Source organism: Georgenia sp. 311 (assembly GCF_006151955.1).
GTDB classification, from domain to species: domain Bacteria; phylum Actinomycetota; class Actinomycetes; order Actinomycetales; family Actinomycetaceae; genus Oceanitalea; species Oceanitalea wutianyii.
The window spans coordinates 72,187-85,051 of the sequence record NZ_VDFS01000052.1 but is presented as its reverse complement, the minus strand read 5'-3'; the positions used below and the strand labels follow the sequence as shown (position 1 = coordinate 85,051).

General features: G+C 74.1%; 12 protein-coding genes and 1 pseudogene. 8 read left to right on the top strand and 5 right to left on the bottom strand.

Annotated features, from left to right (window positions below):
• Positions 1-298 (bottom strand): annotated as a pseudogene (locus FHE66_RS15740) (hypothetical protein); the annotation flags it as partial.
• Between FHE66_RS15740 and FHE66_RS11410 the strand changes: the two are divergent.
• Both FHE66_RS11410 and FHE66_RS11405 read left to right on the top strand, forming a co-directional pair.
• Entirely contained in the window at positions 297-539 is a 243-nt protein-coding gene (locus tag FHE66_RS11410; protein ID WP_139073072.1) for a hypothetical protein, read from the top strand. The pseudogene FHE66_RS15740 and the gene FHE66_RS11410 sit on opposite strands and share 2 nt — an antisense overlap.
• A gap of 46 nt (positions 540-585) precedes the next feature.
• On the top strand, positions 586-1,359 hold the full coding sequence (locus tag FHE66_RS11405) for an ATP-binding cassette domain-containing protein (RefSeq protein WP_139073071.1): 774 nt from the start codon (positions 586-588) through the stop codon (positions 1,357-1,359).
• Between the two features lie 5 nt (positions 1,360-1,364).
• On the opposite strand, the gene FHE66_RS11400 is transcribed toward FHE66_RS11405, so the two are convergent.
• Positions 1,365-2,279 carry a universal stress protein gene (locus tag FHE66_RS11400; RefSeq protein ID WP_139073070.1) on the bottom strand — a complete coding sequence of 305 codons (915 nt, stop codon included), beginning with the start codon at positions 2,277-2,279 and terminating at the stop codon, positions 1,365-1,367.
• 279 nt (positions 2,280-2,558) lie between these two features.
• On the opposite strand from FHE66_RS11400, the gene FHE66_RS11395 reads away from it, so the two are divergent.
• Entirely contained in the window at positions 2,559-4,778 is a 2,220-nt protein-coding gene (locus FHE66_RS11395) for a SpoIIE family protein phosphatase (RefSeq protein WP_139073069.1), read from the top strand.
• Between the two features lie 28 nt (positions 4,779-4,806).
• Here FHE66_RS11395 and FHE66_RS11390 read toward each other — a convergent pair whose 3' ends face one another.
• The 3 genes from FHE66_RS11390 to FHE66_RS11380 all read right to left on the bottom strand — a co-directional run bounded on the left by FHE66_RS11390 (position 4,807) and on the right by FHE66_RS11380 (position 8,163).
• On the bottom strand, positions 4,807-6,939 hold the full coding sequence (locus FHE66_RS11390) for a DEAD/DEAH box helicase (RefSeq protein WP_139073068.1): 2,133 nt from the start codon (positions 6,937-6,939) through the stop codon (positions 4,807-4,809).
• Positions 6,940-7,127: 188 nt separating this feature from the next.
• Positions 7,128-7,661 (bottom strand): thioesterase family protein, encoded by a 534-nt coding sequence (locus tag FHE66_RS11385; protein ID WP_139073067.1) that lies wholly within the window; start codon positions 7,659-7,661, stop codon positions 7,128-7,130.
• A gap of 61 nt (positions 7,662-7,722) precedes the next feature.
• The gene (locus FHE66_RS11380; protein WP_218013699.1) at positions 7,723-8,163 is read right to left on the bottom strand and encodes an NUDIX hydrolase; all 441 of its coding nucleotides are present in this window, start codon (positions 8,161-8,163) and stop codon (positions 7,723-7,725) included.
• A 248-nt stretch (positions 8,164-8,411) separates the two neighbouring features.
• Here FHE66_RS11380 and FHE66_RS11375 point away from each other — a divergent pair, with 248 nt between their 5' ends.
• The 5 genes from FHE66_RS11375 to FHE66_RS11355 are packed head-to-tail and all read left to right on the top strand — an operon-like array spanning position 8,412 to position 12,865.
• Positions 8,412-9,440 carry a zinc-binding dehydrogenase gene (locus FHE66_RS11375; RefSeq protein WP_139073066.1) on the top strand — a complete coding sequence of 343 codons (1,029 nt, stop codon included), beginning with the start codon at positions 8,412-8,414 and terminating at the stop codon, positions 9,438-9,440.
• Complete coding sequence (locus tag FHE66_RS11370) at positions 9,437-9,868, top strand: PaaI family thioesterase (RefSeq protein ID WP_218013698.1); 432 nt, start codon at positions 9,437-9,439, stop codon at positions 9,866-9,868. Before FHE66_RS11375 ends, FHE66_RS11370 begins: the two co-directional genes overlap by 4 nt.
• A complete protein-coding gene (locus FHE66_RS11365; protein WP_139073064.1) occupies positions 9,865-11,340 on the top strand; it encodes a class I adenylate-forming enzyme family protein in 1,476 nt (491 codons plus the stop codon). Before FHE66_RS11370 ends, FHE66_RS11365 begins: the two co-directional genes overlap by 4 nt.
• A complete protein-coding gene (locus FHE66_RS11360) occupies positions 11,337-12,122 on the top strand; it encodes an ABC transporter permease (protein WP_168202662.1) in 786 nt (261 codons plus the stop codon). Before FHE66_RS11365 ends, FHE66_RS11360 begins: the two co-directional genes overlap by 4 nt.
• Positions 12,119-12,865: an ABC transporter permease gene (locus tag FHE66_RS11355; protein WP_139073063.1), complete on the top strand. Its 747-nt coding sequence runs from the start codon at positions 12,119-12,121 to the stop codon at positions 12,863-12,865. The genes FHE66_RS11360 and FHE66_RS11355 overlap by 4 nt, the downstream gene beginning before the upstream one ends.

The window sequence follows — 12,865 nt, the reverse complement described above, 5'->3', positions numbered from 1 at the left end:
CGCGCAGGGACGGGTCGAGCAGCTGCTCGACCGAGGCGTAGAACGCGTCGAGGTCGGCGTGCAGGATGGTGGGCCCGCTGGACACGGCACCATCATACTCGAACAGGTGTTCGACGGCGAGGGTCGTGCGGATCCTGCCACCATGTCCGCCCGGTGCCCCCTCCCGGCCCGCGCGGAACGGCGTGTCGCGCGCGTGTCGCCGACTTCGTGGCAGGTTCCGCGCTGCAGGAGGCCGGCCAGCGGCCCGCGCCCGCGCCCCCTGGTCAGATCGCGCGCGCAGGAGGACCATGGACGGCATGGGACGCATCGTCGCGCTGCCCGCGCGGGGCGAGGTACTCACCGACGTGCGCGGCGGTGACCGGTGCCTTCGCGTGTCGTGGCACCACGCCGACGGCGTGGTCGTCGTGTCCGTCTGGCACGGTGACGTGTGCGCCGGCACGGTCCGGGTGGCCGCGCAGGACGTCCCGGACCTCGTCGCCGCCCTCACCCAGGGGCTGGCGCGCGGTTACGACGCTCCCGCGCTCGGCCGCCCCGGGTAGCGCGCCGCGCGTGCGGCGTGTCACCGCCGTCGGGCACAGTGCAGGGGTGAACGAGGACCAGCCGGGCGGCCTGCGCGTCGAGCGCCGCCCCGACGCACCCGTCGACCCGGCGCGGTGGCCGGACTCCGTGCCCGCCGTCGCCCACGTCCTGGAGCACGGTCTCGACATCCCGCCAGGCGTGACGTTCCTCGTCGGGGAGAACGGGTCGGGCAAGTCGACCGTCGTCGAGGCCGTCGCCGAGGTGCTCGGCATCCCGCCCGACGGCGGCTCGAGCGACCACCACGGCGGGGCCGACCGCGGCCGGGGCACCGACCGTTCCGACCTCGGCGAGCGGCTCCTCGCGGTCCGGCGCGGAGCCGGCCCGCGCACGCGCACCGGGTTCTTCCTGCGCGCCGAGACCATGCACCGGTTCGTCACCTACCTCGAGGACGCGAGCCGGCTCGACGAGGAGCACGAGCCGGGCGCGCACCCGCTCCACCGGCTGAGCCACGGGGAGTCCTTCGTCGAGATGCTGACGAGCCGGTGGGTGCGCGGCGCGGGGACGGTCCTGCTCGACGAGCCGGAGTCGGCGCTGTCCTTCACGACCTCGCTCGCGCTGCTCGACGTGCTCGCCCAGCTCTCCGCCGCCGGCCGCCACGTCCTGTGCGCGACGCACTCCCCGCTCCTCACCGCGTTGCCCGGCGCGCGGATCCTCCAGCTCGACGGCGATGGGCTGCGTGAGGTCGCGTGGGCGGACCTCGACGTCGTGCGGCACTGGCGCGCGTTCCTCGACTCACCGGGCCGCTACCTGCGCCACCTCCAGGAGCCGGCGGACGGCTGACCGGCTCAGCGGGTGATGTCGCGCGCCTCCGGCTCCTCCCGCGGGCCGCCGGCGGGCGGCACGACCGCGACCGACGCCATGGAGCGGGAGAGGACGCCCTGGCTCACCGAGCCGAGCAGCAGACCGGCGAACCCGCCCAGGCCGCGGCTGGCGACGACGATCAGGCGCGCCTGGGCCGACTCGTCGACGAGCGCACTCACCGGGTGCTGGTGGAGGATCTCGAGCTCGACCTCCACCCCGGGGTGCTCGCGCGCGACCTCCTCGACCTTGGAGCGGACGCTCTCCGTGAGCGCCTGCATGCGGTCGACGAGGTCCGCGTACCACTCCCCCGGCGGGACACCGGGAGGGGCCTCGACGTACTCGGCGCGCACGACCCGCAGCGGGGCCCCGACACCCTCGGCGTGCCGCAGCGCGAAGCGCAGCGCCTCGTCGGCCTGCACCGACCCGTCCAGGCCGACGACGACGGGCCCGCCCTCGACCCCGCCGCGCACGACGACGACGGGGCACCGGGAGTGCAGGGCGACCTGCTGGGACACCGAGCCGACGAGGACGCCACCGATGCGGCCGTGCCCCCGGGCACCGAGCACGACCATGCTCGCCTGCCGGGACGCCTTGATGAGCTGCGGGGCCGCCGGCCCCACGCGGACCTCGGTCGTCACCGCGAGGTCGGGGAACTCGGCGCGGACGCGCTCGAGCGCCGCGGCGCACACCTCGCCACCGATCTCGTCCGGGGTCGCGACGTCGACGACCGCGAAGCCGCCCATCGCATGGACGTAGACGAACGCGTGGACGATGTGGAGCGGGGACCCGAGACGCGCGGCCTCGGCCGCCGCCCAGAGCAGCGCCGACTCGGACAGGCCGGAGCCGTCCACACCGACGACGACAGCGCCTGCGGGGGCTGGAACGGAGTTGATGGTCATCGCGTGCCTCCTCCTGTCCTTGGTACCAGAGATCGGGCCGTCCCGCCGGGGGGACGACCGGGGTCAGCCGCCCATGACGTGCCGGTCCACCCACTGCTCCCAGGTGGGGAGCGCAGGAGGTGCCGCCGGCGCCTGCCCTGTCCTACCTCCACCGTCCTCCCCGGCGGCCACGCGGGTCGAGGGACCTAGGACCCTGGCACGCCGGGTTCCCTCCCCCACTTCGCCCCGATCCGCGGACCGACCTGGCACACTGAGGCCCCTGCCACGACAGGAGACCACGTGGAACCGACCCTGGCGCCCGACGACCCGGTGGACCTCGACAACTGCGCCCGCGAGCCGATCCACGTCCCCGGTTCGATCCAGCCGCGCGGCGTGCTCCTCGTCCTCCACGGCGACGTGGTCGTCCAGGCGACCGGCACCGTCGCCGCGCTGCTCGGCCGCCCGCTCGACGCCGTCCTGGGCCACCCGCTGGCCGACGTCGTCGGTGAGCACGCGGCCGCCGTCGTCACCGCGCACGCGGCGGCTCCCGGTGACGTCCAGGAGCGCAACCCCGCGCTCGTCCACCTGCCCGACGGACAGCCGTGGGACGCGATCCTCCACCACCCGCCGGGCGCGGAGGACCTCCTCGTCCTCGAGCTCGAGCCGGCCGAGGGCGCGCGGCCGCTGAGCCACACCGGCACCTACCACCAGGTGCGCGGCAGCCTCGCCGAGCTCAACCGCGCCCACTCGCTCCGGGACCTGTACGAGGTCGTGGCGGGCGAGGTGCGCCGGCTCACCGGGTTCGACCGCGTCATGGTCTACCGGTTCGACGCCGACCACAACGGCGAGGTCGTCGCCGAGGCACGGCGTGAGGACCTCAACGCCTTCCTCGGCCTGCACTACCCGGCCACCGACATCCCCGCGCAGGCCCGCGCGCTGTACGAGAAGAACTGGATCCGGCTGATCTCCGACATCGGCTACACCCCCAGCCCGCTCGTTCCCACGCTCAACCCGGTCACCGGCGCGCCGCTCGACCTCACGCACGCCGCGCTGCGCTCGGTCTCCCCGATCCACGTCGAGTACCTGCAGAACATGGGCGTCACGGCGTCGATGTCGATCTCGCTGCTCGAGGACGGGAGGCTGTGGGGCCTCATCGCCTGCCACCACTACTCCGGGACGCACGCCCCGCCGTACGAGGTGCGCGTGGCGGCGGAGTTTCTCGGCTCGGTCCTGTCCCTGCGGCTCATCGCCCAGGTCGAGGAGGACCGGCTCGCCGCCGCCCACCGCGTGGCGCGCGACCTGGCCGGGCTCGTCGCCGCCACCCGTGACGAGCACCTGCCGCTCGCCGAGGCGCTCGTGCGCCGGCCCACGCTGCTGAGCATCATGGAGGCCGACGGCGTCGTCGTCCGGGCCCAGGGGCGCACCGCCACGGCCGGTGACGCGCCCGCCGACGCCGACGCCCTGCTGCGGTGGGCCGCCGGGACCGGTGAGGAGATCGTGGCGACCGACTCGTTGCGGCGCGACGCCCCGCTGGTGGCCGCGGCCGTCCCCGACGCCGCCGGCGTCCTCGCGCTCAACCTCGCCGAGGGGGACGCCGTCGTCTGGCTCCGCCGTGAGGTCGCCCGCTCGGTCGACTGGGGCGGGGACCCGCACAACAAGGCGATCGCGCTGCGCGAGGGCGACTCCGTGCGCCTGTCGCCGCGCAAGTCCTTCGACCGCTGGCGCGAGACCGTGCGCGGGGAGAGCCTGCCGTGGTCCGAGGAGGAGCTCGACACCGCCGCCGTGCTGCGGCGCCACGCCGTCGAGGCGCTCTACCTGCGCGGGCTGGCGGACAGCCGCGCGGCAGAGATCCTCCACCGCTCCTCCCTGCCGACCTCGCTGCCGGAGGCGCCGGGCTGGTCCATCGAGGCGCGCTACACCCCCGGGGACGGCGGGCGGGTCGGCGGGGACTGGTACGACGCGCTGTGCCTGCCCGACGGGCGCCTGGCCATCGCGGTCGGGGACGTCGCCGGACACGGCATGGCGGCCGCCTCGACGATGGGCCAGCTGCGCAACGCGCTGCGCGCGCTGCTCGTGCGGGACAGCTCACCGGGCGCGGCCACCAGCGGGCTCGACGCGCTGGCCAAGTGGACGATGTCCGGGGAGATGGCCACCCTCCTCGTCGCCGTCATCGACACCGTCACCGGCCGGATGGAGTACGTCCGGGCCGGCCACCTGCGACCGCTCGTGCTGGACGCCGACGGCAGCGCCGGCTGGCACACCGACGTCGGCACGCTGCCGATCGGCTACGGGAGGGGCGCACCGGTGACCGGCGTGCTCGACATCCCCGCCGGCGGCGGGGTCGTCCTGTTCACCGACGGCCTGGTCGAGCGGCGGGGCACCCCGCTGCCCGACGGCCTGGAGCAGCTGCGGGCGGCCTTCAGCGGTCCGGGGGCCGGCGACCTCGACGCGCTCATCGCCTGCGTGCGCGACCCGCGCTCCGACGACGACGCGACCGCCGTCGTCGTGCGCCGGCACTAGGCCGCGGCACGACGACGACGGCGGCGCCTCACACGGTGGCCGGAGCCTTGCTCAGCGCGTCGGTGAGCAGGGCGATGAGCATCTCGAGCTGGACGTCGGTGACGACCTCCTCGTCCGAGCCGTCCAGCGCCCGCGCCGCGAGGCCCGCCTTGCTGCCGATGAGCTCGGCGATGCGGGTGTCGAGCGTCTGGGCGGCGATGATCCGCCAGGCGGTCACCGGCTCGGGCTGCCCGATGCGGTGGACGCGGTCGATCGCCTGCGTCTGCTCGGCGTCGGTCCAGGAGAGCTCGGCGAGCACGAGGTTGGACGCCACCTGGAGGTTGATGCCCACGCCGGCGGCAGTGAGGGAGCACACCGCGACCGAGACCTCGGGGTCGGTGGTGAAGGCGTCGATGTTGCGCTGGCGCGCCGTCGGCGTCTGGTCACCACGGATCGAGGCGTAGCGGATCCCGCGGTGCTCGAACAGCGCCTCGGCCTCGTCCATGACGTCGATGTGCTTGGCGAAGAAGACGACCTTGCCGACGTTGCGGGCGAGCTGGGCGGCGTAGTCCGCGGCGGCGCCACCCTTGGCGGTGCCGATGCGGCGCATCATCGTGAAGACGTTGTCCTCCGACTTCGTCTCCGACGTGCGTGCCGTCTCCCACACCGCGACCTGCCGGACGAGGTCGTGGTCGATGCCCTCGTGGACGTTCTCGCCGTACTTCGTCTCCAGCGCCCGCTCGTAACGGGTGACGAGACGACGGGCCAGGGCCCGCTCGGCGTCGCGGATGGAGCGGCCGGCGTCGTCGTCGAGCTCGACGAAGACGTCGGCCACCCGGCGTGCCGGAAGGTCGGCGGCGACGTCGATCTTGCGCCGGCGCACGATGCCGCACTCGATGACCGCCTGGCGGGCGGCGGCGTAGAACCCGCGGTCGGAGGGCACCAGGCCGGTGTCCTCCAGGGCCTCCATGAGGTCCCCGAGCGGCTTCTCCTCGTCGATCCAGCCGAGGAACTGCCAGATCGCGGTGAAGTCCTCGATGTCGTTGATGAGCGGGGTGCCGGTGAGCGCCATGAGCAGCGGCTCACCCGGACGCGAGCGGAGCTGCTCGGACAGGTGCAGGACGTGCTGGGAACGCTGGGACTTCTTGTTCTTGATGAAGTGCGCCTCGTCGACGACCAACCCGCGCGCGTTCAGCCCGAGGCTGCCGAGCCAGCCGACGTGCCGGTCGAGGATCTCGTAGTTGACGACGAAGATGTCGGCGAAGGCGTCGACGTCCTCACCGTCGCCGTGGATGACGGTCGCGCGGTGCGCCGGGGTCCACAGCTCGGCCTCGCGCGCCCAGTTCGTCTTCACGACGTTGGGCACGACGACGATGAGCGGGTAGGCGTCGGCGGCCTGCGCGGCGAGCAGCGCCTGCGCCGTCTTGCCCAGGCCCGGCTCGTCGGCGAGGAGGAAGGTGCGGTGGCCCTCCGCGGCGGAGGCGACGACCTGCGCCTGGTGCGGCATGAGCTCCAGCCCTGGGCGCACCTGCGTGGCCGGCACCTCGGGCAGCGTCATGCAGGCGGCCTCCCCGCCGTACTCGAAGGAGCGCAGGAGAGGCTCGATGAGCTCCCAGCCGGCGAGCCGGCGGGGACGGGGCGGAGGCTTGCGCACGGCGTCGTAGGCCGGCTCGAGGAAGGGGTTGGACATCTGCCGCGAGATCACCGACCGCGGCACGACGCGCCGCAGCTCGACGACGGTCTCGACCTGCTCCGGCTCGGGCTCCTCCTCGGGGACCTCGTAGCCGGCGTCGGTGAGCATCTCGCGGCGCAGCTCGCGGGCGTCGGGGCTGACGACGGCGTCGTCGGCGAGGAGCGCGAGGAGCGTGGAGTCACGGGCCGCGGTCACCGCGAGGATCGTCGCGATGCCCTCGAGCCGCTTGAGCTCCTCGCCGCGCCGTGCCTCGGACAGGGACGGGTCGGCCTTGAGCCGGGCCCGCTCCTCCCGCACGAGCAGGGCGACGGCCTGGAACTTCGTCCGGATCGAGGGCCGGGCGGCGCCGCGCTTGACGGCGGCCTCGACCTCACGGACGGCCTGGGCGAGCACCGGGATGATGCCGGTGTTGTCGCGATGACGGGTGCGGCGCTGGGTACGCGCCGGCCCGCGGCGGGCGCCGGACTGGCGCTGGGCTCGTTGAGCCACCGATGTCTCCTCCGGGGTGACGGTGATCGTCGCGTCGTTCCACACGAGGCACCGGCCGACGAAACGTCGGCCTCGAAGGCGCCAGGGCGCTGAGCAGGCGGTCGGTGCGGCCCGACCGGACGCTGCTGCGACGTCGCCAGCCTATCGCGCCTCCCGCCGTGCCGTGACCCGGATCGCCGTGGCCGATCTCACCCTCGGTGCGCGACGTCGACCGCCCGCGCCCACGCCGCGACGTCGTCGGGCAGGACCGGCGGGTCGAGCGGGCCGCCGGCGAGGAGCTCGACGACCTGCGGGGCGGGGACGCGCGCACCCGACCCGCGGGTGAGGAAGCGGCCGGCGACGAGGCCGCGCGCGCACCGCTCCCCACGGCGGGTGAAGACCTGCTCGAGGTAGGCCACCCGCTCGTCCCAGCCGATCACCCGGGTGGTGATCTCCACCGGGTCCCCGAGGCGCAGCGACCGGCGGTAGGTCATCGTCGACGCCGCGACGACCGGGTACCAGCCCTTCTCACGCAGCCGCCCGAAGCCCCCGACGTCGGCGATGTAGTTGCTCCGCCCGATGTCCATCATCTGCAGGTAGGTGCCGTTGTTGACGTGGAGGTACAGGTCGAGGTCCGCGGGCGTCACCCGCAGCCGCGTCACCGACGGGTCGAGGACGTGGATGGCCGGCACGGTGCGGCGCGGTCGCGTCGTCGCGAGGAGCAGGTGGAGCTGTCTGGACACCCCGGCACGCTACAGGCGAGCCTGCCCGGCGCGGGGGAACTCGCGGGACCCGAACGCCGGGTCAGCCCCAGGTCTCCAGCTCGGCGACCGCCCCTGACGCGGCCGCCCCCAGCGCCGCGGCCACGCGGCGGGCGAGCTCGGCGTCGGCGAGGCAGGGGACGTCCTCGGGCGCGACCCAGCGCCAGTCACGCAGCTCCTCCGGAGGCAGGCGCGGCTCCCCGGCGAGCGTCCCGCCGTCGTAGACCAGCATGAGTCCCTCCCCCAGCCCGGGGCGCGGGGCGACCCAGTCGAGGACGAGGAGCCGGCCGACGCGCAGGTCGGCCCCCAGCTCCTCACGCAGCTCGCGCGCGCACGCGGCCCGCGGCGCCTCGTCCGGCTCGACCGCGCCGCCGGGCAGCAGCCACGTGGCGCCGTGGACGGGCTCGACGAGGAGCACCCGCCCGGGCGCGTCGCGGACCAGCGCGTGGGCCGCCATCCGGCGCGGCGGGCCGTCCCTGCCCATGCCCACCAGTGTGCGTGGGACGCGGCCACTGCGCCCGTCTCGGCGCATGGACCCGACATCTCGGGCCGTCCGTCGCTGTGCGAGGATCCTCGACATGTATCGGCTGCACCTGACCTCGCGGAGGCACATCGACCTCGCGCTGGTGCACACGATGGCCTGTCGGGCCTAGCGCCGCGGCACTCTCTCCGTCCTCCGACGGGCCTGCCGCACACGTCTTCGCCCCCGGCCCTAGGAAAGGACATCGGTCTGTGACCTCGACGATGCGCGCTCTCGTGCTGCGCGACCACGGCGACCTCGACGCCCTCCGCCTGGAGGACGACTACCCCCGGCCCGCGCTCGTCCCCGGGCACGTCGTCGTCCGGGTGACCGCGAGCTCGTTCAACTACCACGACATCTTCACCGTCAACGGGATGCCGGGGATCACCCTGCCGCTGCCCGTCGTCATCGGGCTCGACGTCGTCGGGGTGGTCGAGGAGGTCGCAGCGGACGTCACCGGCTGGCAGCCCGGGGACCGCGTGCTCGTCCACCCGCTCGACGCGTCGGGCAACCTCATGGGCGAGCAGCGCGACGGCGGCATGGCCGAGTACTGCCTCGTCGAGGCGGGCCAGCTCATCGCCGTTCCCGACGCCGTCACCGACGTCCAGGCCGCCGCCCTGCCGGTCGCCTACGGCACGGCGCACCGCATGGTCGTCGGCAAGGGCGCGGTCCACCCCGGGGACAAGGTGCTCGTCCTCGGCGCCTCCGGCGGCGTCGGCACCGCCTCGGTCGTCCTGGCCAAGAAGCTCGGCGCGCACGTCGTCGCCGCCGCCGGCAGCGACGAGAAGGCCCAGCGCCTGCTCGAGATCGGCGCCGACGAGGTGCTCAACTACCGCGAGGTCGACTTCTACCAGTGGGTCAAGGAGCACTACGGCAAGCCGGCCCGCTGGAGCACCGAGACCGGCATGGACGTCGTCATCAACTTCACCGGCGGCGACACCTGGCACCCCACCCTGCGCAGCACCAAGCTCGGCGGGCGCATCCTCGTGTGCGGCGCGACGGCGGGGTACGACCCGGTCGAGGACCTGCGCTACATCTGGTCCTTCGAGCTGCAGGTCATCGGCTCCAACGGCTTCGCGACCGAGGACTTCGAGGCGCTCCTCGCCATGGTCGCCGCCGGTGAGCTCGACCCGCCGGTCTCCGACGTCCTGCCCCTGTCCCAGGCGGTCGAGGGGCTGCGCAAGGTCCGCGACCGCGAGGTCCTCGGCAAGGTCGTCGTCACCCCGTGGGAGCGCGCGTGACGACGGCCGCCGAGCTCGAGGAGCGTCTGCTCGCCTCCCCGTTCCACCGCTGGCTCGGCCTGCGGGTCGTGTCGGTGAGCCCGCAGGAGCTGCGCCTCGCCGCCACCTGGCGCGAGGAGTGGGACAACGGCACCCCCGAGCGGGTCACCCACGGCGGAATCCTCGCCACCCTGCTCGACCTCGCCGCCGACTGGGCGCTCGTCGCCTCCCTCGGCAGCCCCGCCCCGACCATCGACTTCACCACCCACTTCCTGCGCGCAGCGACCCCGGGCGACCTCGAGGTCGTCGCCCGGCCGGTCAAGCTCGGCCGCTCGCTCACCGTCGCCGAGGCCGAGGTGCTCGACGGCGCCGGCAAGCAGGTCGCCGTGGGGCGCGGCACCTACGCGACCTTCGCGCCGAGCACGACGGCCGGTGGTGGCGGCTCGTGAGCCGCAACCAGGGCGACCGGATCGCCGCCGACCGCCCCGACACCCCCGCCGTCGTCGGCGTGGGTCCCGAGGGCACGACGACGCTCACCTACGGCGAGCTGGAGGCCCAGGTCCAGGCGCGCGCCGCGCAGCTCCACGCCCGGATCCGGCCCGGGCAGACCGTGGGGATCCTCGGGCTCAACTCCCCCGCCTGGCTCGTCGCGTTCTACGCCGTCCAGCGGGCGGGCGGCGTGCCCGTCCCGGTGAGCCACAAGCTGCCGGCCGTGACCCTCGGGTACGTCCTGCGGGACGCCGGGGTCGAGCTCCTCCTCGTCGACGACTACACCCGGGACCTCGTCCCGACCGACGCCGAGCTCCTCGACCTCGCGACGCCCGCCCCGCCGTCGTCCTTCACCAGCGTCGTCCCGCAGCCGCAGGACACGGCGATGATCCTCTACACCTCAGGCTCGACCGGGCGGCCCAAGGGCGTGCTCCTGTCCCAGGCGAGCCACCTGTGGGTCATCGACCAGACCGCGCGGACCGTGGCTCCCGGGAGCACCCGCGTGCTCATCTCCGCGCCGCTCTACCACATGAACGCGCTGACCAACTCCCAGCGCTCGCTGGCGTCGGGCGCGACCGTCGTCCTGCTGCCGGCCTTCGCGCCCGAGGCGTTCGTCGACGCCCTCGAGGCCCACGAGGTCACCGAGCTCAGCGGCGTCCCGCCGATGTTCGCCATGCTGCTCCAGCGCCCCGAGCTGCTCGCCGGCCGCGACCTGTCCTCCGTGCGCGCCGTCTACATGGGCTCCGCGCCCGCCGCCCCCGCCCTCTTCGACCAGCTCCGGGAGACCTTCCCGAACGCCGAGATCCTCTTCGGCTACGGGACGACGGAGTCCGGGCCGGTCGTCTTCGCCCCGCACCCCGCCGGGCTGCCCACCCCCGACGGCTCCGTCGGCGTCGCCAACCCGGCCGTCGAGCTGCGGCTCGTCGACGAGCAGGGCCGCCCCACCGAGGGCCGCGGCGTGCTCGAGATCCGCAACCCCGCACTGCTCAGCGGCTACCACAACCGGCCCGACGTTCCCGTCCCGGTGACCCCCGACGGCTTCCACCACACCAAGGACGTCTTCCGCGTCGACGAGGACGGCTTCCACTACTTCGCCGGCCGCGAGGACGACATGTTCACCTCCGGCGGGGAGAACGTCTTCCCCCGCTCGGTCGAGCAGGTCCTGGAGACCCACCCCGCCGTCGACCAGGCCGTCGTCGTCCCCGTGCCCGACGACCTCAAGGGCGCCAAGCCGGTCGCCTTCGTCACCCTGCGCCCGGGGAGCGCGGCCGACGAGCAGGAGCTCAAGGAGCACGTCCTCGGACGCCTCGAGCCCTTCGCCCACCCGCGCCGCGTCTGGGTGCTGCCGCACATCCCGCTGTCGAGCACCAACAAGGCCGACCGGGAGGGCCTCGCGGCACGCGCCGTCGAGCTCCTGGGGGCTGCCCGGTGACCACCGTGACCCGGGCACGCCGCGCGGACTCGCGGACGCGGGCCGTCGCCCTGCCCGCCGCCGTCGTCCTCGGGCTGCTCGCGCTCGCCCAGGTCCTCTCGGTGACCGACGTCCTGCCGCGTCGCTACGCCCCGCCGCCCACCGAGGTCCTCGCCGCCCTCGGCCGGCTGCTCGCCGGCCCCGCCCTGTGGGCCGACATCGGCGCCACGCTCGTCGGCTGGGCGGTCTCCCTGGCGATCGCCGTCCTCGTCGGGACGGCCGTGGGCCTGCTCCTCGGCAGCGTGCGACCGGTCCGCTGGCTGCTCACCCCCGTCGTGGAGTTCCTGCGCCCCATCCCCTCGATCGCGCTCATCCCGCTCGTCGTCCTCACCCTCGGCCGCGGCCGCGAGGGCGAGGTCTTCCTCGCCGCGTACGCCGCCGTGTGGCAGATGCTCGTCGCCGCGATCTACGCGACGTCGGCGGTCGACCCGGTGGCCCGTGACACCGCCCGCGCCTTCGGCTTCTCGCGCCTGCACACCATCCGCTGGGTCACCCTGCCCGCCATGGTCCCCGGCCTGGTCACCGGCGTGCGCATCGCCTCCGCGACGGCCCTCATCATCACCGTCACCAGCGAGATCCTCCTCGGGGTGCCCGGGCTGGGCGAGGGCCTCAACCTCGCCCGCAACGCCGGGGACCTCACCCGGATGTACGCCTACGTCGTCGTCATCGGCGTCGTCGGGCTGGGCATCAACACCGCCTTCACCGCCCTCACCCGCCGCTTCCTCACGTGGAGGGGCAGATGAACCGCCGCACCCTCACCGGCCTGCTCGGGGCCGTGCTCGCCGTCGTCGTCTGGTGGGCCCTCTCGGCCGGCTCGACCAACCCCTACTTCCCGCCGCTGAGGCGGGTGCTGGACAACCTCACCGGGTACTGGCTCGGCGGGCCGGGCACCGAGCACCTGCTCGACAGCGTGCGCAACCTCGGGGTGGGCCTGGGCATCGCCGTCGTGCTCGGCATCGGGCTGGGGATGCTCATCGGCCAGGTCCGCGTCCTCGACCAGGCGGTCTCCCCCACCTTCGAGTTCGTCCGCGCGATCCCCGCGACCGCGCTGCTTCCCTTCGCCATGGTGGTCTTCGGGCTCGGCACGACGATGCAGATCGTCATCATCGCGCTCGGCTGCTTCTTCCCCGTCCTGCTCAACGTCATCGACGGGTGCCGCCAGCTGCCCCCGACGCTGCTCGACACAACCCGCTCGTTCAAGATCCGCGGCTGGTTCCGGCAGGTCAACGTCGTCGCCCCGGCGATCTACCCGCGCGCCGCGGCCGGCATCCGGATCGCGATCCCGCTCGCCCTCATCCTCGTCGTCACGAGCGAGATGACCGGCACGAGCACCGGCATCGGCTTCGTCCTCACGACGGCGCAGAGCTCCTTCAACCTCGTCGCCGTGTGGTCGGCGATCCTCCTCCTCGGGATCCTCGGGGTGGTCCTCAACCTGCTCTTCGGCGCCGTCGAGCGCCTCACCGACCGTCGCTACCACCGGGCCTGA